This window comes from Micromonospora sp. NPDC047465 (assembly GCF_040643125.1).
In the GTDB taxonomy this organism is placed as follows: Bacteria; Actinomycetota; Actinomycetes; order Mycobacteriales; family Micromonosporaceae; genus Micromonospora.
The window spans coordinates 93,663-114,934 of sequence record NZ_JBEYTP010000022.1; the positions used below are offsets into that span (position 1 = coordinate 93,663).

Annotated in this window: 22 protein-coding genes; 18 read left to right on the top strand and 4 right to left on the bottom strand. The window is 72.6% G+C overall.

The genetic code is table 11. From position 1 onward, the window contains the following. Positions 1 to 8: 8 nt before the first annotated feature. On the bottom strand, positions 9 to 1,559 hold the full coding sequence (locus ABZ793_RS20595; RefSeq protein WP_357459526.1) for a GGDEF domain-containing protein: 1,551 nt from the start codon (positions 1,557 to 1,559) through the stop codon (positions 9 to 11). A gap of 73 nt (positions 1,560 to 1,632) precedes the next feature. Between ABZ793_RS20595 and prmC the strand changes: the two genes are divergently transcribed. The 4 genes from prmC to ABZ793_RS20615 all read left to right on the top strand — a co-directional run bounded on the left by prmC (position 1,633) and on the right by ABZ793_RS20615 (position 6,133). Then, positions 1,633 to 2,580: a peptide chain release factor N(5)-glutamine methyltransferase gene (gene prmC / locus ABZ793_RS20600; RefSeq protein ID WP_357459529.1), complete on the top strand. Its 948-nt coding sequence runs from the start codon at positions 1,633 to 1,635 to the stop codon at positions 2,578 to 2,580. Continuing rightward, the gene (locus ABZ793_RS20605) at positions 2,580 to 3,224 is read left to right on the top strand and encodes an L-threonylcarbamoyladenylate synthase (protein ID WP_350704136.1); all 645 of its coding nucleotides are present in this window, start codon (positions 2,580 to 2,582) and stop codon (positions 3,222 to 3,224) included. The genes prmC and ABZ793_RS20605 overlap by 1 nt, the downstream gene beginning before the upstream one ends. After that, positions 3,225 to 3,836: a phosphotyrosine protein phosphatase gene (locus ABZ793_RS20610; RefSeq protein WP_350703612.1), complete on the top strand. Its 612-nt coding sequence runs from the start codon at positions 3,225 to 3,227 to the stop codon at positions 3,834 to 3,836. A 185-nt stretch (positions 3,837 to 4,021) separates the two neighbouring features. After that, complete coding sequence (locus ABZ793_RS20615; RefSeq protein WP_357459531.1) at positions 4,022 to 6,133, top strand: transglycosylase domain-containing protein; 2,112 nt, start codon at positions 4,022 to 4,024, stop codon at positions 6,131 to 6,133. A 27-nt stretch (positions 6,134 to 6,160) separates the two neighbouring features. Here the strand turns inward: ABZ793_RS20615 and ABZ793_RS20620 are convergent, their stop codons facing one another. Next, entirely contained in the window at positions 6,161 to 7,624 is a 1,464-nt protein-coding gene (locus tag ABZ793_RS20620; RefSeq protein ID WP_357459533.1) for an SDR family oxidoreductase, read from the bottom strand. Positions 7,625 to 7,659: 35 nt separating this feature from the next. Between ABZ793_RS20620 and glyA the strand changes: the two genes are divergently transcribed. The 13 genes from glyA (at position 7,660) to ABZ793_RS20685 (ending at position 18,634) form a co-directional block, all read left to right on the top strand. Beyond that, a complete protein-coding gene (glyA, locus tag ABZ793_RS20625; protein WP_357459536.1) occupies positions 7,660 to 8,949 on the top strand; it encodes a serine hydroxymethyltransferase in 1,290 nt (429 codons plus the stop codon). Then, entirely contained in the window at positions 8,942 to 9,376 is a 435-nt protein-coding gene (locus tag ABZ793_RS20630; RefSeq protein ID WP_357459539.1) for a hypothetical protein, read from the top strand. Before glyA ends, ABZ793_RS20630 begins: the two co-directional genes overlap by 8 nt. Positions 9,377 to 9,576: 200 nt before the next feature. After that, positions 9,577 to 9,813 carry an AtpZ/AtpI family protein gene (locus tag ABZ793_RS20635; RefSeq protein WP_350703604.1) on the top strand — a complete coding sequence of 79 codons (237 nt, stop codon included), beginning with the start codon at positions 9,577 to 9,579 and terminating at the stop codon, positions 9,811 to 9,813. An 11-nt stretch (positions 9,814 to 9,824) separates the two neighbouring features. Next, complete coding sequence (gene atpB, locus ABZ793_RS20640) at positions 9,825 to 10,622, top strand: F0F1 ATP synthase subunit A (RefSeq protein WP_357459542.1); 798 nt, start codon at positions 9,825 to 9,827, stop codon at positions 10,620 to 10,622. Between the two features lie 67 nt (positions 10,623 to 10,689). Continuing rightward, positions 10,690 to 10,923, top strand: a complete 234-nt coding sequence (locus ABZ793_RS20645; protein ID WP_088975803.1) for an ATP synthase F0 subunit C — start codon at positions 10,690 to 10,692, stop codon at positions 10,921 to 10,923. 27 nt (positions 10,924 to 10,950) lie between these two features. Further along, a complete protein-coding gene (locus ABZ793_RS20650; RefSeq protein ID WP_350684039.1) occupies positions 10,951 to 11,490 on the top strand; it encodes a F0F1 ATP synthase subunit B in 540 nt (179 codons plus the stop codon). Then, positions 11,490 to 12,311, top strand: coding sequence for a F0F1 ATP synthase subunit delta (locus ABZ793_RS20655; protein ID WP_357459545.1), 822 nt, complete (start codon positions 11,490 to 11,492; stop codon positions 12,309 to 12,311). The genes ABZ793_RS20650 and ABZ793_RS20655 overlap by 1 nt, the downstream gene beginning before the upstream one ends. A gap of 92 nt (positions 12,312 to 12,403) precedes the next feature. After that, positions 12,404 to 14,059: a F0F1 ATP synthase subunit alpha gene (gene atpA / locus ABZ793_RS20660; RefSeq protein WP_357459548.1), complete on the top strand. Its 1,656-nt coding sequence runs from the start codon at positions 12,404 to 12,406 to the stop codon at positions 14,057 to 14,059. A 10-nt stretch (positions 14,060 to 14,069) separates the two neighbouring features. Beyond that, on the top strand, positions 14,070 to 14,999 hold the full coding sequence (locus ABZ793_RS20665; protein WP_350703593.1) for a F0F1 ATP synthase subunit gamma: 930 nt from the start codon (positions 14,070 to 14,072) through the stop codon (positions 14,997 to 14,999). Next, complete coding sequence (gene atpD / locus ABZ793_RS20670; protein WP_357459552.1) at positions 14,999 to 16,435, top strand: F0F1 ATP synthase subunit beta; 1,437 nt, start codon at positions 14,999 to 15,001, stop codon at positions 16,433 to 16,435. Before ABZ793_RS20665 ends, atpD begins: the two co-directional genes overlap by 1 nt. A 214-nt stretch (positions 16,436 to 16,649) precedes the next feature. Further along, complete coding sequence (locus ABZ793_RS20675; RefSeq protein ID WP_357459555.1) at positions 16,650 to 17,792, top strand: LCP family protein; 1,143 nt, start codon at positions 16,650 to 16,652, stop codon at positions 17,790 to 17,792. Between the two features lie 89 nt (positions 17,793 to 17,881). Beyond that, a complete protein-coding gene (locus ABZ793_RS20680; RefSeq protein ID WP_350684044.1) occupies positions 17,882 to 18,166 on the top strand; it encodes a F0F1 ATP synthase subunit epsilon in 285 nt (94 codons plus the stop codon). Between the two features lie 12 nt (positions 18,167 to 18,178). Next, the gene (locus ABZ793_RS20685) at positions 18,179 to 18,634 is read left to right on the top strand and encodes a DUF2550 domain-containing protein (protein WP_357459558.1); all 456 of its coding nucleotides are present in this window, start codon (positions 18,179 to 18,181) and stop codon (positions 18,632 to 18,634) included. 167 nt (positions 18,635 to 18,801) lie between these two features. Here ABZ793_RS20685 and ABZ793_RS20690 read toward each other — a convergent pair whose 3' ends face one another. Both ABZ793_RS20690 and ABZ793_RS20695 read right to left on the bottom strand, forming a co-directional pair. After that, positions 18,802 to 19,197 (bottom strand): VOC family protein, encoded by a 396-nt coding sequence (locus ABZ793_RS20690; protein ID WP_357459560.1) that lies wholly within the window; start codon positions 19,195 to 19,197, stop codon positions 18,802 to 18,804. A 32-nt stretch (positions 19,198 to 19,229) separates the two neighbouring features. After that, positions 19,230 to 19,802, bottom strand: a complete 573-nt coding sequence (locus ABZ793_RS20695; protein WP_357459563.1) for a cob(I)yrinic acid a,c-diamide adenosyltransferase — start codon at positions 19,800 to 19,802, stop codon at positions 19,230 to 19,232. On the opposite strand from ABZ793_RS20695, the gene murA reads away from it, so the two are divergent. Continuing rightward, the gene (gene murA / locus ABZ793_RS20700) at positions 19,801 to 21,237 is read left to right on the top strand and encodes a UDP-N-acetylglucosamine 1-carboxyvinyltransferase (RefSeq protein ID WP_357459566.1); all 1,437 of its coding nucleotides are present in this window, start codon (positions 19,801 to 19,803) and stop codon (positions 21,235 to 21,237) included. The genes ABZ793_RS20695 and murA overlap by 2 nt on opposite strands. Positions 21,238 to 21,272 lie beyond the last annotated feature (35 nt).

Below are 21,272 nucleotides of genomic sequence, written 5' to 3' on the forward strand. Positions count from 1 at the left end.
CGGCGGGGTCAGGAGGCGCGGGGGCGGGTCTTCGCGCGGAGCATCTCGCGGTCGGCCGCCTCGAAGGCGGCGCTGAGGGCGTCGCGCAGGCCGGGGCCGGTGGCGCCCACCTCCGCGAAGCCGACGCTGACCCCGACCGGCGTGCCGGGCACCAGCGACTCCCAGTCCTCCGCCCGCACCGCGGCGTCGATCCGGCGGCCCACCTCGGCCGCCTCGGCCATCCCGGCGTGGGGGAGCACCACCACGAACTCGTCGCCCCCGTAGCGGGCGACGAAGTCGCCCCGGCGCATCACCCGGTTGATCACCCCGGCGACGCGCTGGAGCACCAGGTCGCCGGAGTGGTGCCCGTGCCGGGTGTTGACCGCCTTGAAGCCGTCCAGGTCGCAGACGCCGATCACCACCCGGTCGCCGCCGGCGACCACCGTGGCGATGTAGCGCTCCAGCCGGCGCCGGTTGGGCAGCCCGGTCAGCGGGTCGGTCAGCGCCTCGCCCTCGAAGCGGGCCGCCTCGCGGCGCATCTCCTCGTGGTCGATGCGGGCGGCGATGCCGTCGATGTAGACGTCCCGGAGCCGGTCGTTGCGCTGCGCGGCCAGCCGGAACGCCAGCCGGTCGGCCCGGTGGGCCGCCGCGTGGTCGCCGGAGCGGGCCAGGGCGATGCTGCGCAGCCGCGCCGGCTCGGCCGCGCCCAGCGTCTCGCTGGAGACCTGGACGGTGTCCAGCCGGGTGACCGCCTCGATCGGCCGGCCCTCGGCGACGGCGAGGCAGACCTGACCGAGCTGGCGCATGTCCCGGGCCCGGGCGCTGTCCCCGCCGTGGCCGAGCAGGCGCGCCGGGGCGGCGTCCGTGCCGACCTCCAGCCGGTCGCCCAGGGCCCCCCGCCGGGCGGCGGCGTAGCCGTACGCGGCCAGGCTGCTCGGGCGCAGCCTCCCGGCCCGGCCGCTGCGCAGGAACCGGTCCAGGTCGGCGGCGACGTCCCGCAGCACCCGCAGGCAGCCGTCGCTGTCGCCGTTGTGGTCCAGCGCCACCGCGTTGCGCAGCCGGATGCCGGGGGCGGCGAACGTCTCCTCCGGGATCCCGGCGGCCGTCCCGAGTTGCCGGGCCCGCTCGATGGCGCCTAGGGCGTAGCCGTGGAAGCTGAGGTAGGAGTAGGCCATGGCGAGGTCGTGCCAGCCCCACGCGGTGTCCCGGTCGGGATCCGGCACCGCGCCCAGCGCCCGGGCGGCCTTCACCAGGTGCGTGACGCAGCGGTCCAGCGCGCCCTGGTGGTGCGCGGCGAGCGCGGCGAGCGCGTTGAGGTGCCCGTGCAGGTAGGGCTCGGCGAGGTCGCGGACCGCGCTGGAGGCCTCCTCGACCGCCCGTGTGTACTCGGCCGTCCGGCCCAGGTTGATCACCGCCGAGAGGCGCTGCACCAGGGCGTCGGCCCGCGCGTACGGGTCGGTGGTGGTGCCGATGACGCGGTCGAGGATCGCGTACGCCTCGGCGGAACGGCTGGACTCCTGCAACGCCCGCGACCGCGTGAGGGCGTCAACCTGGTCGGTGACCCGGTCGAGCCAACCCACCCGCGACCTCCTGTCGGTGTGCGTCCGGACGCATCCGCTCGTGATGTCCGGGGCGACGCCTCATGATTATCTCGTGACGACCGCGCCGCAACAGCCGTCCGAAGGGACGAGACGACAACGCCCTTCCGTGGCGGTGTCCCGGGCGGCCCGCGCGCTGGCCGAGGCCGGCGTCGAGGCGGCCCGCGCCGAGGCGGAGCAGTTGGCCGCGTACGTGCTGGGGGTGCCCCGGGGGCGGCTCGCGCTGGCCGACGACCTCACCGCCGACCAGCTCGACCGGTTCGACGGGCTGGTCGCCCGGCGGGCCGACCGGGAGCCGTTGCAGCACCTCACCGGCGTCGCCGGCTTCCGGCACCTGGAGCTGGCCGTCGGGCCGGGTGTCTTCGTGCCCCGGCCCGAGACCGAGCTGCTCGCCGGCTGGGGGATCGCGCGGGCCGGGCGCCTGGCCGCCCCGGTGGTGGTGGACCTGTGCAGCGGCTCCGGCGCGATCGCCCTGTCGGTCGCCCAGGAACTGCCGACCGCCCGGGTGGTGGCGGTGGAACGTTCGGCCGACGCGCTGCCCTGGCTGCGGCGGAACGCGGCGACCCGGGCGGCGGCGGGGGACCGGCCGATCGAGGTGGTGGCGGCGGACGTCACCGCCCCGGACCTGCTGGCCGACCTCGTCGGCCGGGTCGACGTGCTGCTCTGCAACCCGCCGTACGTGCCCTCCGACGTGCCGGTGCCGCCGGAGGTGGGCCGGCACGATCCGGCCAGCGCGGTCTTCGGCGGGGCGGACGGCCTGGCGGTGATCCGCCCGGTGGTCGCCCGGGCGGCGGCCCTGCTGCGCCCCGGCGGGGCGCTCGGCGTCGAGCACGACGACACGCACGGCACGGCGGTGCCCGACCTGCTGGCGGCGGACGGCCGGTTCGAGGCGGTGGCCGACCACCCGGACCTGGCCGGGCGGCCCCGCTTCGCCACCGCCTCCCGCCGGGCGGACGGCCCGCACGCCGCCGCCCACGAGGCGTGGCAGACTGACTCCTCGTGATGCTCTACGACTGCCGGTCGCCCGCCGACCGGGACCGCGGCATCGCTGCGGCCATCGAGGCGGTCAAGAACGGCGAACTCGTCGTCCTGCCGACGGACACGGTCTACGGGATCGGCGCGGACGCGTTCACCCCGTACGCGGTCAAGGCCCTGCTGGACGCCAAGGGCGGCCGGCACGTGCCGCCGCCGGTGCTGATCGGCTCCCGGCACACCCTCGACGGCCTGGTCTACTCGCTGCCCCAGGCCGCGCGGGACCTGGTGGAGGCGTTCTGGCCCGGCGCGCTGACCATCGTCGTCGAGCACTCGCCGAGCCTGCGCTGGGACCTCGGCGACACGTCCGGGACGGTGGCGGTGCGGATGCCGCTGCACCCGGTGGCGCTGGAGGTGCTGCGCGAGACCGGCCCGATGGCGGTCGCCTCGGCCAACAAGACCGGCCAGCCGGCCGCGCTCACCGCCGAACAGGCCCGCGACCAGCTCGCCTACTCGGTGCGGGCGTACCTGGAGGCCGGGCCCTGCCCGGACCCGGTGCCGAGCACCATCGTCGACCTCACCGGCGAGGTGCCGCAGGTCCTCCGCCAGGGCGCCGTCCCGCTGGAGAAGCTGCGCGACGTGGTGCCGGACATCCTCGTCGGCCAGGGGGTCTGAGTGCCGCCGTTCACCGTGTTGCACGTCTGCATGGGCAACATCTGCCGGTCCCCGATGGCCGAGCGGCTGCTGGCCCTCGCCGTCCGGGAGCGGCTGGCCCGGCGGGAGGCCGACCCGGGCCGCGCCGACGAGCTGGTGCACAGCCACAGCGCGGGCACCGGCGGCTGGCACGCCGGTGAGGAGATGAACCCGCCGGCCGCCCGCCAGGTCACCACCCGGGGCGGCAGCACCGACGGCTTCGCCGCCCGCAAGCTCCGCTCGGACCACATCGACGCCGCCGACCTCGTGCTCACCGCCACCGCGGACCAGCAGGAGTACGTGGTGGCGCTGCGCCCCGACGCCGCGGCGCGCACCTTCGTGCTGGGCGAGTTCGGCCGGCTGCTCGCCGCGGTGGACGCGGCCGGGCTGCCCCCGGCCGAGGCCACCCCGGAGGGGGTGTACGCGCGCGGCGTGGCGCTGGTGGCGGCCGCCCACGCCGCCCGGGAGGGCACCACCGCCCTGCCCACCGACGATCTCGACGACCCGTGGGGGCGCGGCGACCAGTGCTTCAGCCGGGTGGCCGACGAGATCGAGGAGACCGTCCACCCCCTCGCCACCGCGCTCCTGCCGTAACCGCCCCGCCTCGCCCCGGGCAGCCGCCCGCCGTGGCCGCCCACCCGCGCCGCCGGGCTTGTGCCGTAATCCGCCGGAGTTACCCTCGCGCGTGAGTTTCCTGCGGGTTTGGGGGAAAGGGGCGGTGGAGAGGGGCTTTCAGGTCATTCTGGGTGGGTCCTGACCGGCTCCTGCGGGGAGAGCTGATGACCCGGGCACACCTCGAAAGACTGTTCACCGTGCTGCTCGCCGGCGTGCTCGCCGGCCTGGCGCTCGCGGCGGCGGCCCTGCCGACCGCGCTGGTGTTCGGCATCGGGTTCTCGGCGCTCGCCGCGCCGTACTCGGAGTTGCCCAACACGCTGCGCACGCCGCCGACGGCCCAGCGCTCCAACCTCTACGCCGACGACGGCACCACCCTGATCACCTCCTTCTACCAGGAGGACCGGGTGGACGTGCCGCTGGCTGAGGTCGCGCCGGTGATGCGGCAGGCGATCGTCGCCGCCGAGGACGTCCGGTTCCACGAGCACAGCGGGGTCGACCTGCGCGGCGTCGTGCGGGCCTTCACGGTCAACCAGGGCAGCGGGGAGACCCGGCAGGGCGCGTCCACGCTGACGATGCAGTACGTCCGCAACGTGCTCAGCAACGACCCCCGGCTCAGCGAGCGGCAGCGCGCCGCCGCCACCGAACTCAGCACCGCCCGCAAGATCCAGGAGATGCGGTACGCGCTGGCCCTGGAGCGGGAGCTGACCAAGGACGAGATCCTCGCCCGCTACCTCAACATCGCCTACTTCGGGGCCGGGGCGTACGGGGTGGCCGCCGCGAGCAAGCGCTACTTCTCCAAGGCGCCGGCGGATCTCACCCTGGCCGAGGCCGCGCTGCTGGCCGGGCTGGTCCGCTCCCCGCACACCGACGACCCGATCAACGGCGACGCGGACGCGGCGCTCGCCCGCCGGGCGCACGTGCTGGACCGGCTGGTCGAGTCGGGGCAGGTCCCGGCCGCGGCGGCGGACCAGGCCCGGGCCGAGCAGCTGCACCTGCGCCCCAGCCAGACCCCGAACGACTGCACGGCGGTGCCGGAGGAGCACGCCGACTGGGGCTTCTTCTGCGACTGGTTCACCCGCTGGTGGAACGCCCAGCCGGCGTTCGGCGCGACGGTCGACGAGCGGCAGCTCACGCTGCGCCGGGGCGGCTTCACCATCGTCTCCTCGCTCGACCCGGCCGTGCAGCGCGCCGCCACCGAGCAGGTCCGCCGGATCTACTCCCTGGACGACCGCCGGGCGGCGCCGACGGCGGTGGTCCAGCCCGGCACGGGTCGGGTGCTCGCCATGGCGGTGAACCGGAACTACAGCGTGGCCGACAACCCGGCCGGGCAGAAGAACCACCCGAACACGGTCAACCAGTTGGTCGCCGGGGGCGGGGCGATCGACGGCTACCAGGCCGGCTCGACGTTCAAGATGTTCACCATGCTGGCCGCGCTGGAGTCCGGGCTGCCGCTGGACACGGAGTTCGACGCGCCGGAGCGGATCGTGACCGACTTCCCGTCGACCGGGGCGGCGAGCTGCGACGGGTACTGGTGCCCCCAGAACGCCAACAGCGACATGGACGGCGAACACACCATGTGGACGGCGTTCGGCAGCTCGGTCAACACCTACTTCGCCTGGCTGGCCGAGCGGGTCGGCGCGGACCGCGTGGTGGAGATGGCCGAGCGGCTCGGGATCGTGTTCCGGGCCGGGGACGACGCGCGGCTGGCCCGCCACGGGGCGCGCGAGTGGGGGCCGTTCACCCTCGGCGTCTCCGCCACCACCCCGCTCGACCTCGCCGGCGCGTACGCGGCGGTGGCGGCCGAGGGGACGTGGTGCGCGCCGCTGCCCGTCGTCTCGGTGACCGACGCGGCGGGCCGGCCGGTGGCCGCCGCGCGGCCGGACTGCCGGCAGGTGGTCGACACGGACGTGGCCCGGGCGGCGGCCGACGCCGCCCGCTGCCCGGTCGGCGACCAGTCGATGTACCGGGAGTGCGACCGCGGCACCGCCGAGGGGCTGCGCCGGCAACTCGGCCGGCCGGTGGCCGGCAAGACCGGCAGCTCGGACGGGTACGCGACCGAGACCGTGGTCGCCTTCACCCCGCAACTGGTGGTCGCCTCGATCGCCACCAACCCCGACGACCCGCGCGACGCGGTCGGCCAGCGGGTGCAGGCGCAACTGGTCGAGGCGGTGGGCGAGACGCTCTCCTTCGCCCTGCGCGACGAGCCGGTCCGGGACTTCGTGCCGCCCAGCGAGGCGACCGCCTTCCGGGTCACCGGCGCCCGCACGGGCAACTGACCCACGGGAGGGGGGCAGGGCCAGGGGTCAGCGGGTCTGCTCGGCGCCCCGGGCGATGTTGCGGGCCATCCCGCCGAAGACCACCGCGTGGAAGGGCGCCACCGCCCCCCAGTACGCGTGCCCGGCCAGGCCGCGGGGCAGGAACACCGCCCGCTGGTGGTAGCGGCTGCGGCCGCCGTCCAGCGGGATCACCCGCATCTCCAGCCAGGCCCGGCCGGGCAGCCGCATCTCGGCGCGCAGCCGCAGCAGCTCGCCCGGGACGATCTCCTCCACCCGCCAGAAGTCCAGCGCCTCGCCGACCCGCAGGCGGTGCGGGTCACGCCGGCCCCGGCGCAGCCCCACGCCGCCGATCAGCCGGTCCAGCCAGCCCCGGGCGGACCAGGCCAGCGGGAACGAGTACCAACCGTGCTCCCCGCCGACGCCCTCGACGACCCGCCACAGCGCCTCCGGCGGCGCGTGGACGGCCCGCTCCCGTACGTCGGTGTAGGCGGTGCCGCCGGACCACTCCGGGTCGCTGGGCAGCGGCTCGGCGGGCGCGTCCGGGACGCTCGCCGTCGACCAGCGGGTCTCCACCTCGCCGTCGCGCACCTTGGCCAGCGCCAGCGCGACCGCCTGGTCGAAGCCGGTCAGCCCCTCGGGCGGGTCCGGAACGTGGGCGGCGATGTCGTGCTCGCGGGCGACGGCCTCGTGGACCAGGCTCTCCACCAGCGGCCGGGCGATCGCGTTCGGCACCGGGGTGACCAGCCCGACCCAGTACGAGGAGAGCGCCGGGGTCAGCGGCCGCACCGGCACGATGATCCGGCGGCGCAGCCCGGCCACCCGCGCGTAGCGCTGCATCATGTCCTGGAAGGTGAGGACGTCCGGCCCGGCGACGTCGAAGGCGCGGTTGACCTCCGGCGGCAGGCTCGCGCAGCCGACCAGGTAGCGCAGCACGTCCCGGACGGCGATCGGCTGGATCCGGTTGCGGACCCAGCGTGGGGTGACCATGCCCGGCAGCCGCTCGGTGAGATGGCGCAGCATCTCGAACGAGGCCGAGCCGGACCCGATGATCACCGCCGCCCGCAGCACCGCCGTCGGTACCCCGCTGTCGAGCAGGATGCGTCCCACCTCGGCCCGGGAGCGCAGGTGCGCCGACGGGACCTGACGGCCCGCCGCCGGCTCCGGCCCGCCGAGGTAGACGATCCGGCGTACGCCGGCGGCGCGGGCCGCGGCGGCGAAGTTGGCCGCCGCCTCCCGGTCGGCGGCCTCGAAGCCGGCCTGCCCGAGCGAGTGCACCAGGTAGTACGCGACGTCCACGCCCTCGAACGCGGCCGCCAGGGTCTCCGGCCTGCGCAGGTCGCCCTCGGCGATCTCGGCGCGCGCCGCCCACGGCACGTCCCGCAGCCGGCCGGCCTTGCGGGCGAGGCAGCGCACCACGTGCCCCTCGGCCAGCAGCCGGGGCGCGAGCCGCCCGCCGATGTAACCCGTGGCTCCGGTGACCAGGCATCTCACGGCTTCCAGTGTGCGGCCCAATAGACTCTGGCGCTGTGGCTACTGAGACGGGCACCTTCTGGGGGCCGGACTTCGACCAGCTCCGCGCGACGGACCCGGAGATCGCCGAGGTGGTGCTGGGCGAGCTGGACCGGATCCGGGGCGGCCTCCAGTTGATCGCCAGCGAGAACCTCACCTCGCCGGCGGTGCTGGCGGCGCTCGGCTCGACGCTGACCAACAAGTACGCCGAGGGCTACCCGGGCCGGCGCTACTACGGCGGCTGCGCCGAGGTAGACCGGGCCGAGGAGATCGGCATCGCCCGGGCGAAGGAGCTGTTCGGCGCCGAGCACGCCAACCTTCAGCCGCACTCCGGGGCGAGCGCCAATCTGGCCGCGTACGCCGCGCTGGTGCAGCCGGGCGACACGGTGCTCGCGATGGACCTGCCGCACGGCGGCCACCTCACCCACGGCAGCCGGGTGAACTTCTCCGGCAAGTGGTTCCACACCGTCGGCTACACCGTCCGCCGGGACACCGAGCTGATCGACTACGACGAGGTGCGCGACCTGGCCCTCGCGCATCGCCCCAAGATGATCATCTGCGGCGCGACCGCCTATCCCCGGCTGATCGACTTCGCGCGGTTCCGCGAGATCGCCGACGAGGTCGGGGCGTACCTGATGGTGGACGCGGCGCACTTCGTCGGGCTGGTCGCGGGGAAGGCCGTACCGTCGCCGGTGCCGCACGCCGACGTCGTCTGCTTCACCACGCACAAGGTGCTGCGCGGGCCGCGCGGCGGCATGATCCTCTGCCGGGAGCCGCTGGCCCAGCGGATCGACAAGGCGGTCTTCCCGTTCACCCAGGGCGGGCCGCTGATGCACGCCGTCGCCGCCAAGGCCGTCGCGCTGCGCGAGGCCGCCCAGCCCGAGTTCCAGGCGTACGCGGCGCAGGTGGTGAGCAACGCGCAGGCGCTCGCCGCCGGGCTGGCCGCCGAGGGCATGCGCCCGGTCTCCGGGGGCACCGACACCCACCTCGCCCTGATCGACCTGCGCGAGGCCGGGGTGACCGGCGCGGACGCCGAGGCCCGCTGCGACGCGGCCGGCATCACGCTGAACAAGAACGCCGTCCCGTACGACCCGCAGAAGCCGATGGTGGCGTCGGGTATCCGCGTCGGCACCCCGAGCGTGACCACCCAGGGGATGCGGGAGGGGGAGATGCGCCGGATCGCCGGGCTGATCGCCCGCGCGGTGCGCACCGATCCCGCCGCCCCGGGGGGCGCCGACGAACTGACCCGGATCGCGTCCGAGGTGACCGCGCTGGTCGCCGACTTCCCGGCGTACCCCCGTGGCTGAGCCCGGGGTGCGCGAGCCGGCGGCGACCGCGGCGGCCGACCGGCGCTGGCGGCTGCGGCACCTGCCGGTCCTGCTGGCCGCCAGCGGCCTGCTGATCGCGGTGGCCGCGCTGGTGGGGGCGCTGGCCGGCGGCGTGGACGCGGCGCTGGGCGCGGCGGCCGGGGTGGGCGTCACGGCGCTCAGCTACACCCTGAGCACGGTGGTGCTGGCCTGGGCCGACTCGGTGAATCCGCAGCTCGTGCTCCCGTTCGGCCTCGGCCTGTACGCGGCCAAGATGACCCTGCTGGGCGTCGTGATGGTGGCCGTGGCGTCGACCGGTTGGCCCGGGCTGATCCCGCTCTGCCTGGGCATCGCCGCCGGGGTGGTGGTCTGGACCGGCGTGCACATCTGGTGGCTCACCACCGTGCACGCCCGCCGTTCCCGCTGAGCCCGCCGTGGTGGCGGAGGCGGTGGGTGTCCCACGGCTCGGGCGGCGCGGAAATGTGTCGGGCACCGGTCATTTCCACGCTGGCGGAAGGGGAGTAGCGTGCCCACAGACGACGCTGCCCGCCACCGGCCCACACAACGACGGTTGTGCGGGGGGCGAGGCACAGCCTCGTATTCCCGGCTGATATCGTTCGCCCCGTCATGGCTGGTGACCAACCCCCCCGACCCAGCGGCGGCCCGGACGACGTTCCGACCGGAGCCGGCCAGGGTTGGACCGCGCTCACATACCTGATCGCGGGCATGCTCGTGTGGGGCTTCATCGGCTGGCTGGTCGACCAGTGGCTAGACACCGGCGGCATCGCCACCGGGATCGGCGTCGTGCTCGGCATGGCCGGGGGGATCATCCTGGTCGTCCGTCGACTCGGCACGCCTACTTAGGAAGGGACGCGGTGTTCGGACAGGCGAACGTCCTGGCAGCGGGCCAGGCGGCATTCCCACCCAGCGTGGAGGACTTCTACCTGCCCAGCATCCTGCCCTGGGGTGCGCACGACTCCTACTGGTTCACCAAGATCACGGCCATGGTCTGGATCGCCGTCGGCGTCCTGATCATCTTCTTCCTGGCCAGCTACCGTAAGCCGCAGCTGGTGCCGACCAAGAAGCAGTGGATCGCCGAGTCGATCTACGGCTTCGTGCGCAACAACATCGCGGTCGACATGATCGGGCACGCGGGTGTGCGGTTCGCGCCGTACTTCACCACGCTGTTCTGCTTCATCCTGCTGACCAACCTCTTCGCGATCGTGCCGCTGTTCCAGATCTCGCCGAACTCGCACATCGCCTTCCCGGCCTTCCTCGCCGTGATCAGCTACGTGCTCTTCATCTACGCGGGCATCAAGCACCACGGCGCCGGGAAGTTCATCAAGAACTCGCTCATCCCGCCGGCGCCCTGGTACATCCTGCCGCTGCTGATCCCGATCGAGTTCTTCTCGACCTTCCTCGTCCGGCCGTTCTCGCTGGCCGTGCGTCTCTTCGCGAACATGTTCGCCGGCCACATGCTCCTGCTGGTCTTCACGCTCGGCGGCTTCGCGATGCTCAACGCCAACGCCTGGCTCGCACCGGTCTCGGTGCTGTCCTGGGCGATGACCGTCGCGCTCACCTTCCTCGAGTTCCTGGTGATCGTCCTGCAGGCCTACGTCTTCACCGTGCTGACCGCCAGCTACGTGCAGGGCGCGCTCGCCGACGAGCACTGATCCACCTCGCACCAACAGTTGTCGTCCCGCGTGACCGTCACGCGTGATAACCAGGAGGAACCCACTAATGGACATCTACGCCGCGGTAGAGGGCAGCACCGCCGCCATCGGCTACGGTCTCGCGGCCATCGGCCCGGGCATCGGTGTCGGCCTGGTCTTCGCCGCCTACATCCAGTCGACCGCCCGCCAGCCGGAGTCGTCCCGGATGACCCTGCCGTACGTCTGGATCGGCTTCGCCGTCATCGAGGCGCTCGCGCTGCTGGGCATCGCCTTCGGCTTCATCTGGCAGGGCAACCTCTAATCCCGCCCCTCGACCGGGAGGTCTTCCATGTTCCTGCTCGCCGCTGAGGGTGGTGAGTCGACCCACAACCCGATCGTGCCGATCTGGCAGGAGATCGTGGTGGGCGGCATCGCCTTCGCCCTGCTCTGCGTCGTGCTGATGAAGTTCGTCTTCCCCCGCATGGAGCAGACGTTCCAGGCTCGGGTGGACGCGATCGAGGGCGGCATCAAGCGCGCCGAGGCCGCCCAGGCCGAGGCCAACCAGCTCCTCGAGCAGTACCGCGCGCAGCTCGCCGAGGCGCGCACCGACGCCGCGAAGATCCGGGACGACGCCCGGGCCGACGCCGAGGGCATCCGGCAGGACATCCTCGCCAAGGCGCGGGAGGAGTCCGACCGGATCATCGCGGCCGGCAAGGAGCAGCTCGCCGCCGAGCGGGCCACCATCGTGCGCGAGCTGCGCACCGAGGTCGGCACGATCGCGGTGGACCTGGCCAGCAAGATCGTCGGTGAGTCGCTCGCCGACGAGGCGCGTCGCAAGGGCACCGTCGACCGGTTCCTGAGCGGTCTCGAGAGCGCGGGGGCCCGCTGATGCAGGCCGCCAGCCGGGAGTCGTACAAGGTCGCGGCCGAGCGCCTCGACGCGTACGTCCGCGGCGCGGAGCCGTCGGCGGTGGCCACCACCGCCGACGACATCCTCTCCGTCGCCGACCTGCTGCGGCGCGAGCCGCGGCTGCGCCGGGCGCTCTCCGACCCGGCCCGCTCGGGTGCGGACCGCACCGCCCTGCTCGGCGAGCTGCTGCGCGGCAAGATCGGCGCCGAGGCGCTCGACCTGGTCGCCTCGCTGGTCTCCGGCCGCTGGTCGGCGCCGTCGGAGCTGCTCGACGGTGCCGAGCGGCTCGGCGTGGAGGCGCTGCTGGCCAGCGCCGACTCGGCCGGCGACCTCGGCGAGGTCGAGGACGAGCTGTTCCGCTTCGGTCAGGTGGTCTCCGGTCAGTCGGCGCTCTCCAACGCGCTGTCGGACCCGATCGCCCCGGTCGGGCAGCGGGCCGCCCTGGCCCGCGAGCTGCTCGCCGGCAAGGCCCGCCCGGCCACCCTCCGCCTCGTCGAGGCGGCGCTGGGCGGGTTCGGGGGACGCTCCTTCACCGGGGCGCTCACCCGGCTGGTCGAGCTCGCCGCCGACCGGCGGGACCGGCAGGTGGCGTACGTGACCGTCGCGGCCCCGTTGAGTGACGAGGACGAGCGCCGGCTGGGCGCGAGCCTCTCCGCGATATACGGTCGAGAGGTTTCCGTCAAGCAGACGGTGGACCCGGGAGTGCTCGGTGGCGTGAGTGTTCGGGTCGGCTCCGACCTGTACGACGGCACCGTCCTGCGCCGCCTCAACGAGACCCGCAACGCGCTCGCGAAGCGCTGAGACGGCCCTGCCGTCCAGCGCCTGAGAATAGACGCCATTCGGACCGGTCGGTACTAGGTATCCCGGGCCCCTGATACTTAAGGAAGCAGAGGATGGCCGAGCTGACCATCTCGACGGAGGAGATTCGCGGCGCCCTGGAGCGCTACGTCTCCTCCTACACGTCCGACGTCTCCCGCGAGGAGGTCGGCACCGTCGCCGACACCGGCGACGGCATCGCCCACGTCGAGGGCCTCCCCTCGACCATGACCAACGAGCTCCTGGAGTTCGAGGACGGCACCCTGGGTGTGGCGCTGAACCTCGACGTCCGGGAGATCGGTGTCGTCGTTCTCGGTGACTCCGCCAAGCTCGAAGAGGGCCAGCGCGTCAAGCGCACCGGCCGGGTGCTCTCCGTGCCGGTCGGCGACGCCTTCCTCGGCCGCGTGGTCAACGCGCTCGGCCAGCCGATCGACGGGCTCGGCGACATCGCCAACGAGGGCTTCCGCGAGCTGGAGCTCCAGGCCCCGAACGTGATGGCCCGGCAGTCGGTCGACGAGCCGCTGCAGACCGGTCTCAAGGCGGTCGACGCCATGACCCCGATCGGCCGGGGCCAGCGTCAGCTGATCATCGGCGACCGGAAGACCGGCAAGACCACGGTCGCGCTGGACACCATCCTCAACCAGCGGGAGAACTGGCGCTCCGGCGACCCGAAGAAGCAGGTCCGCTGCATCTACGTCGCCATCGGCCAGAAGGCCTCCACGATCGCCTCGATCAAGGGCATCCTGGAGGAGGCGGGTGCGATGGAGTACACCACCATCGTCGCCTCCCCGGCCTCCGACCCGGCCGGCTTCAAGTACCTCGCCCCCTACACCGGCTCCTCCATCGGGCAGCACTGGATGTACGGCGGCAAGCACGTCCTGATCGTCTTCGACGACCTGAGCAAGCAGGCCGAGGCGTACCGCGCCGTGTCGCTGCTGCTGCGCCGCCCGCCGGGCCGCGAGGCGTACCCGGGTGACGTCTTCTACCTGCACTCCCGGCTGCTGGAGCGCTGCGCGAAGCTCTCCGACGAGCTGGGCGGGGGCTCGATGACCGGCCTGCCGATCATCGAGACGAAGGCCAACGACATCTCGGCCTTCATCCCGACCAACGTCATCTCCATCACCGACGGCCAGATCTTCCTGGAGACCGACCTGTTCAACCAGGGCGTCCGGCCGGCCATCAACGTCGGCACCTCGGTCTCCCGGGTCGGTGGCGCCGCGCAGGTGAAGCCGATGAAGAAGGTCGCCGGTTCGCTGCGGCTGAACCTGGCCCAGTTCCGCGAGCTGGAGGCGTTCGCCGCCTTCGCCTCCGACCTGGACAAGGCCTCCCGCGCCCAGCTGGAGCGCGGTTCCCGCCTGGTCGAGCTGCTGAAGCAGTCGAACTACTCGCCGTTCCCGGTGCAGGAGCAGGTCGTCTCGGTCTGGGCCGGCACCGAGGGCAAGCTGGACGACATCCCCGTGGGTGAGGTCCGCCGCTTCGAGTCGGAGTTCCTCCAGTACCTGCGCCACAAGCACGAGGGTGTGCTGGCCGGGATCGCCGACAACAAGTGGGACGACGAGATCGTCGGCTCGCTCGACCGCGCCATCACCGAGTTCAAGCAGCTCTTCCTCGGCAAGGCCGACGAGCGTCGGATCAACGAGGCCCCGGCCACGCCGCTCGAGGGCGAGGAGAACCGCGAGACGGTGACCCGCTTCCGCGACGGCACGACCGACCGCCCGGTCGAGAACCAGTAAGGGCTGATTCATGGCGGCCCAGGTACGCGTTCTTCGTCAACGGATCCGCTCGGCGAAGGGGATGAAGAAGATCACCAAGGCGATGGAGCTCGTGGCGACGAGCCGGATCGCCAAGGCCCAGGCCCGGGTGGAGGCGTCCCTGCCGTACGCCCAGGCCATCACCGGTGTGCTCACGGCGCTGGCGTCCAACGCGCGGATCGACCACCCGCTGCTCACCCCGCGTCCGCGGGTGCGGCGGGCGGGTGTCCTGCTGGTCACCTCCGACCGTGGCCTGGCCGGCGGTTACAGCTCCAACGCGATCAAGACGGCGGAGTCGCTGATCGCCCGGCTCCGCGCCGACGGCAAGGAGCCGGTGCTCTACGTCATCGGGCGCAAGGGCGTCGGCTTCTTCCGGTTCCGTGACCGGCCGATCGAGGAGAACTGGACCGGCTTCTCGGAGCAGCCGACGTTCGCCGACGCCCGCGCCGTGGGCGAGACGCTGATCAAGGCGTTCACGGCCGGCGCGGACGACGTCGACGGCGGCGCCGGGCCGGACGGGGTGCTCGGGATCGACGAGTTGCACATCGTCTACACCGAGTTCCACTCCCTGATGACCCAGACCCCGGTCGCGAAGATCATCGGGCCGATGCAGGTGGAGGACCGTCCCCGGTCCGAGGGCCTGCTGCCGGCGTACGAGTTCGAGCCGGAGGCGGAGGCGCTGCTCGACGCGCTGTTGCCGAAGTACATCAACACGCGGATCTACGCGGCGTTGCTGGAGTCGGCGGCCAGCGAGTCGGCGGCCCGGCGGCGGGCGATGAAGAGCGCCACCGACAACGCCGAAGAGATGATCGAGAAGTACACGCGTGAGATGAACTCGGCCCGCCAGGCCGGGATCACCCAGGAGATCAGCGAGATCGTCGGCGGCGCGAACGCGCTGGCCGCGTCGGGAAGTGAAGTGTGATGACTGCCCCAGTAGAGACCAAGACGGCCACGGGTCGCGTGGTCCGGGTCATCGGCCCGGTCGTCGACGCCGAGTTCCCGCGCGACGCCATGCCGGCCCTGTTCAACGCCCTGCACGTGGACGTGACCCTCTCCGGCGGCGAGAAGACGCTGACCCTGGAGGTCGCCCAGCACCTGGGTGACAACATGGTCCGCGCCATCTCGATGCAGCCGACCGACGGCCTGGTCCGCGGCGCCGAGGTGCGGGACACCGGTTCGCCGATCACCGTTCCGGTGGGCGACGCGGTCAAGGGCCACGTGTTCAACGCGATCGGCGAGTGCCTCAACCTCACCGAGGGCGAGACGCTCAACCCGGACGACCACTGGCAGATCCACCGCAAGGCCCCGGCCTTCGCGGACCTGGAGCCGAAGACCGAGATGCTGGAGACCGGCATCAAGGTCATCGACCTGCTCGCCCCGTACGTGAAGGGCGGCAAGATCGGCCTGTTCGGCGGCGCCGGCGTGGGCAAGACGGTGCTCATCCAGGAGATGATCACCCGTGTCGCCCGGAACTTCGGTGGTACCTCGGTCTTCGCCGGTGTGGGTGAGCGCACCCGTGAGGGCAACGACCTCATCGCCGAGATGACCGAGTCCGGCGTCATCGACAAGACCGCGCTGGTCTACGGCCAGATGGACGAGCCGCCGGGCACCCGGCTGCGGGTGGCGCTCTCCGCGCTCACCATGGCGGAGTACTTCCGCGACGTGCAGAAGCAGGAGGTGCTGCTCTTCATCGACAACATCTTCCGCTTCACCCAGGCGGGTTCGGAGGTCTCCACCCTGCTCGGCCGTATGCCGAGCGCCGTGGGTTACCAGCCGACCCTGGCCGACGAGATGGGCGAGCTCCAGGAGCGGATCACCTCCGTCCGGGGCCAGGCCATCACCTCGATGCAGGCGATCTACGTGCCGGCGGACGACTACACCGACCCCGCCCCGGCCACCACGTTCGCCCACCTCGACGCGACCACCAACCTGGAGCGGTCGATCTCCGACAAGGGCATCTACCCGGCCGTGGACCCGCTGGCGTCCTCGTCCCGGATCCTCGCCCCGGAGTTCGTCGGCGCCGAGCACTTCGCGGTGGCGACCGAGGTGAAGCGGATCCTGCAGAAGTACAAGGACCTGCAGGACATCATCGCCATCCTCGGTATCGAGGAGCTCTCCGAGGAAGACAAGATCACCGTGCAGCGCGCGCGGCGGATCGAGCGCTTCCTGTCGCAGAACACCTACGCCGCCGAGCAGTTCACCGGCGTGCCGGGCTCGACGGTCCCGATCAAGGAGACCATCGAGGCGTTCAAGAAGATCAGCGAGGGCGAGTACGACCACTTCCCCGAGCAGGCCTTCTTCATGTGCGGCGGTCTGGAGGACCTGGAGCGCAAGGCTGCGGAGCTGATGAAGGGCTGACCTGTCGGTCCTGAGAAAGGCCGCCCCGGCAATGCCGGGGCGGCCTTTCGTTCATCTTCGGGCCTTATGATCGCCGCTGCCCGGTTCCGCGCGGTCGGCGATCAAGCCGAACGCGAGGTACCGTCGATCCGCGCGCTCGCCGGAGCGAGCGTCGATCTGTGCAACGAATCGGCTGCGTGCGCCCGTCTCCTGATCGTGGGCGTGACGAACGGAGATGATCGTGGGTAAGGCCGGCAAGGGCGGCGGCAAGTCGTCCGTGTGGTCGGGGGTGCCGCGGTGGGCCCGGGCCTGCACCGTGTTCGGTGCCGTCCTCATGCTGCTCAGCGGCGTGGTTCTGGTCGGCGCCGAGGCGCTGATGGCCCGCTACGAGGGCGCGGTGGGCAAGGCCGACCTCTTCGGCGACCAGGCGGCCGGGGCGAAGGAGCGCAAGAGCGACATCAAGGGCCCGCTCAACATCCTGCTGGTCGGCATCGACCCGCGCAACCCGGAGACGCCGCCGCTGGCCGACTCGATCATGGTGCTGCACGTGCCCGCCGAGATGGACCGTGCCTACCTCTTCTCGATGCCGCGCGACCTCCTGGTGGAGATCCCCAAGTTCAGCCGGGCGGAGTTCAACGGCGGCACCGACAAGCTCAACGCGGCGATGTCGTACGGCAGCCGGGTGCCGGGCGGGAACCCGGACGCCGCCCGGGGCTTCGAACTGCTGGCGACGACGGTGCAGAAGGTCACCGGCATCAAGCGCTTCGACGCCGGCGCGATCATCAACTTCAACGGCTTCCAGAAGATCGTCGACGCGATGGGCGGCGTCGACATGTACATCGAGCGCGACGTGCGCTCCGAGCACCGCGAGCCGAGCGGCAAGCACCGCAAGGGCAACCCGTACGGCGAGGGCTACGTCGGCCCGCAGGCGGTCTACAAGAAGGGCAACCAGCACCTCAGCGGCTGGCAGGCGCTCGACTACGTCCGGCAGCGCTACCCGAAGAACGGCGTCCCGGACGGCGACTACGGCCGGCAGCGCCACCAGCAGCAGTTCGTCAAGGCAATGGCCGGCCAGGCGCTGAGCGCCGACGTGGTGACGAACCCGATCAAGCTGGACCGGGTGCTGCGGGCGGCCGGGCAGTCACTGATCTTCAGCGGCCGCGGCAACAGCGTGATCGACTTCGGCATCGCCCTGAAGAACATCCGCCCGGAGACGATCCAGATGGTCAAGCTGCCCGGTGGCGGGGTCACCGAGAACGGGAAGTACCGGGGCGAGCGCTTCGAGCCGGAGGTCGAGGACTTCTTCACCGCCCTCCAGAACGAGCAGCTGGACGCGTTCCTGTTGGAGCACCCCGACTTCCAGAACAAGGCCAAATAGCCGTGGCGCAGGTCTCGCCACCCGCGTTGGGGGCGCGTCCGCGGCAAGACTAGACTTTCGACAATCCGCCGCCGCAGCAAGGAGACAGCGTGGCACAGCAGCTTCACGTCGAGCTCGTAGCCGTCGAGGAGAAGGTCTGGTCCGGTGACGCCGAGATGGTCGTCGCCCGGACGACCGAGGGTGAGCTGGGTGTGCTGCCGGGGCACGCGCCCCTGCTCGGCCAGCTCGCCGAGCCCGGCCAGGTACGCATCAAGCTCGCCGGTGGCGAGCAGGTCTCCTACGAGGTCGCCGGTGGCTTCCTCTCGGTGACCGCCGACGGCGTCACCGTCCTGGCCGAGAGCGCCACCCCGGTTTCCGCCGCACAGAGCCGCTGAGCCGCACCGCCGATGGGGATCGTCGAAGGGATCGGAATCGGCGTAGCCGTCATCCTCGGCGCGCTCCTGATCCTCTTCGCCCGGCGGGCCGTCGTCACGCGTAGCGGAGGCATCATCCGGCTCGGCGTCCGGACCTCCACGATGCTCGACGGCCGCGGCTGGTCCCCCGGCTTCGGCCGGTTCGTCGGCGACGAACTCCGCTGGTACCGGGTCTTCAGCTTCGCCATCCGTCCCACGCGGGTGCTCTCCCGCAAGGGGCTGGCCGTGGAGCGCCGGCGGCTGCCGGAGGGGCAGGAACGCCTCTCCATGCCCGCCGACTGGGTCATCCTCCGCTGTACCAGCAACCACGCTCCGGTCGAGATCGCCATGGCGCGATCCACCGTCACCGGGTTCCTCTCCTGGCTCGAGGCCGCCCCTCCGGGGGCGGTCTCGCCGCGTCTGGCCTCCCAGGACTGGCCCGCCGCCTGACGTCCCCTCGTCCTCGGGGTTTCCGGGGAGCCCACCCGCTCCGGGCGGTCAGGCTTGATCCCTCCGCGGGCGGGCTCCCCGGAAACCCCTGCCGCCGCACTGTCCGCGGTCCGGCGCACTCCTACACCACCTGCACCGTCACCGGTCCCGTCAGGTGACCCGCTGGACTACCCGGGTGGGGAGGCGACGAGTTCGACCTCGTACCCCTGGTTGTCGGTGAGGTAGGCGGCGTAGGTCTGCGGGCCGCCGGCGTGCGGGTGGCGGTCCGCGAAGAGCAGCGTCCAGCCGTGCGCCGGCGCGGCCTCGACCAGATGGTCCACGGCGGCGGGCGGGCCGGCGTGGAAGGCCAGGTGGTTCAGGCCGGGAGCGAGCCGGTCGTGGCGGGCCCCGCGCAACGCCGGTGACCGCTCCAGGACCAGGTACGTCGGGCCGAGCCGCCAGGAGCGGCCGGCCGGCCACTCCTGGAACGGCGTCCAGCCCAGCTCGCCGAGCAGCCAACCCCAGCCGCGGACGGCGGCGGCCAGGTCGGGCACCCAGACCTCGACGTGGTGTAGCGCGCCCACCGGGGCGTCCGGCGGGAGGGGATGCTGCGCGGTCAGCGCCTACCGCCCGGCACCCATAGCACATCTCCGCCCGGATTGGCCGTTCTTGCCAGGATGAACAGCAGGTCAGAGAGCCGGTTGAGATACTTTGCCGGGAGCGAGCTGGTCCGCTCAGGGTCGTGCGCGACCAGGGCCCACGCCGCCCGCTCGGCGCGTCGGGCGACCGTCCGCGCCACGTGCAGCAGCGCCGCGCCCGCGGTGCCGCCGGGGAGGATGAAGGAGTCGAGCTTGCTCAGGCGTGCGTTGTACTCGTCGCACCAACCCTCGATGCGCTCGACGTACTCCTCGGTGACCCGCAGCGGCGGGTACTTCGGATCCGGTTCCACCGGGGTGGCCAGGTCGGCGCCCACGTCGAACATGTCGTTCTGGATCGACGCCAGGACGCTTTGCAGCTCGTCGTCGAGCTGCCCCAGCGCGAGCGCCACGCCGATCGCGGCGTTGCACTCGTCGACGTCCGCGTACGCGGCGATGCGCGGATCGGTCTTCGGCACTTGTTCGTTGTTGCTCAGCCTGGTCATGCCGGCGTCGCCGGCCTTGGTGTAGATGCGCGTGAGGTGGACGGCCATGACGCACAGCCTACGGATACCGGACCTGCCGATCCCGGTGCGCCCGGGCGCGCTCCGGCCGGGCGGGGTGGGCCCCGGGGACGCCGGTGACCCGGCGGTCAACGACGTCGACGTCATCCGGGTGCGCGGCGACGCCCGCCTGGCCGGCACGGTGCACGTCGTCGGCGCGAAGAACTCGGCGCTGAAGCTGATGGCCGCCGCGCTGCTCGCCCCGGGACGCAGCGTGATCACCAACGTCCCGCGGATCACCGACATCGCGATCATGGGCGAGGTGCTCCGCCGGCTCGGCTGCGGCATCCGCTTCGACGCCGACGACCCGGTCGACCCGATGGTCGCGCACGGCGGGGTGGCCCGGTCCCGGTCGGTCGTCATCGACGTGCCCGAACAGCCCGGCACCGAGGCCGACTACGACCTCGTCCGCCGGCTGCGCGCCTCCATCTGCGTGCTCGGCCCGCTGTTGGCCCGCCTCGGGTACGTGCGGGTGGCCCACCCCGGCGGGGACGCCATCGGCTCGCGGGGGCTGGACATGCACATCTCCGGGCTGACCCGGATGGGCGCGGAGATCTCGGGCGAGCACGGCTTCGTGATCGCCTCGGCGCCACACGGGTTGCACGGCGCGGAGATCATGCTCGACTTCCCCAGCGTCGGGGCGACGGAGAACCTGGTCATGGCGGCGGTGCTGGCCCGCGGGGCCAGCGTCATCGACAACGCGGCCCGCGAGCCGGAGATCGTCGACATCTGCACCATGCTCAACCAGATGGGCGCGCGGATCTCCGGCGCCGGCACGTCGACGCTGCACATCGAGGGGGTGCCCGGGCTGCGGCCGGTGCGGCACGCCACGGTGGGGGACCGGATCGTGGCCGGCACCTGGGCCTTCGGCGCGGCGATGACCCGGGGGGACGTCACCGTGACCGGGGTGGAGCCGGGGTTCCTGGAGGTCGCGCTCGACAAGCTGGTCTCCGCCGGTGGCCTGGTGGAGACCAGGGGCGACGCGTTCCGGGTCCGGATGGACGACCGGCCGAAGGCGGTGGACGTGGTCACCCTGCCGTACCCGGGCTTCGCCACCGACCTCCTGCCGATGGCGATCGGCCTGGCGGCGGTCAGCGACGGCGCGTCCCTGATCACCGAGAACATCTTCGACGGCCGCTTCATGTTCGCCAACGAGATGATGCGACTGGGCGCGGACATCAAGACCGACGGGCACCACGCGGTGGTACGCGGCCGCGAGCGGCTCTCCGGCGCCCCGGTACGCGCCACCGACATCCGGGCCGGCGCGGGGCTGATCATCGCCGGGCTCTGCGCCGAGGGGGTCACCGAGGTCTCCCACGTGCACCACGTGGACCGGGGCTACCCGGACTTCGCGGCGGACCTGCGGGCCCTCGGCGTCGAGGTGGAGCCGGGCACCGCGCCGGAGGAGCCGGACCTCACCATCTGAAGGGCCCCGCCGCTGCCGTCCGCCGCCCGGGCGAC

Excerpts from the sequence above, each read along its gene's own strand:
- ABZ793_RS20605 (WP_350704136.1), top strand. The coding sequence starts at position 2,580 with ATGCTCTACGACTGCCGGTCGCCCGCCGACCGGGACCGCGGCATCGCT.
- ABZ793_RS20615 (WP_357459531.1), top strand. The coding sequence starts at position 4,022 with ATGACCCGGGCACACCTCGAAAGACTGTTCACCGTGCTGCTCGCCGGC.
- ABZ793_RS20635 (WP_350703604.1), top strand. The coding sequence starts at position 9,577 with ATGGCTGGTGACCAACCCCCCCGACCCAGCGGCGGCCCGGACGACGTT.
- ABZ793_RS20645 (WP_088975803.1), top strand. The coding sequence starts at position 10,690 with ATGGACATCTACGCCGCGGTAGAGGGCAGCACCGCCGCCATCGGCTAC.
- ABZ793_RS20650 (WP_350684039.1), top strand. The coding sequence starts at position 10,951 with ATGTTCCTGCTCGCCGCTGAGGGTGGTGAGTCGACCCACAACCCGATC.
- ABZ793_RS20655 (WP_357459545.1), top strand. The coding sequence starts at position 11,490 with ATGCAGGCCGCCAGCCGGGAGTCGTACAAGGTCGCGGCCGAGCGCCTC.
- atpA (WP_357459548.1), top strand. The coding sequence starts at position 12,404 with ATGGCCGAGCTGACCATCTCGACGGAGGAGATTCGCGGCGCCCTGGAG.
- ABZ793_RS20665 (WP_350703593.1), top strand. The coding sequence starts at position 14,070 with ATGGCGGCCCAGGTACGCGTTCTTCGTCAACGGATCCGCTCGGCGAAG.
- atpD (WP_357459552.1), top strand. The coding sequence starts at position 14,999 with ATGACTGCCCCAGTAGAGACCAAGACGGCCACGGGTCGCGTGGTCCGG.
- ABZ793_RS20675 (WP_357459555.1), top strand. The coding sequence starts at position 16,650 with ATGATCGTGGGTAAGGCCGGCAAGGGCGGCGGCAAGTCGTCCGTGTGG.
- ABZ793_RS20685 (WP_357459558.1), top strand. The coding sequence starts at position 18,179 with ATGGGGATCGTCGAAGGGATCGGAATCGGCGTAGCCGTCATCCTCGGC.
- murA (WP_357459566.1), top strand. The coding sequence starts at position 19,801 with ATGACGCACAGCCTACGGATACCGGACCTGCCGATCCCGGTGCGCCCG.
- ABZ793_RS20695 (WP_357459563.1), bottom strand. The coding sequence starts at position 19,802 with ATGGCCGTCCACCTCACGCGCATCTACACCAAGGCCGGCGACGCCGGC.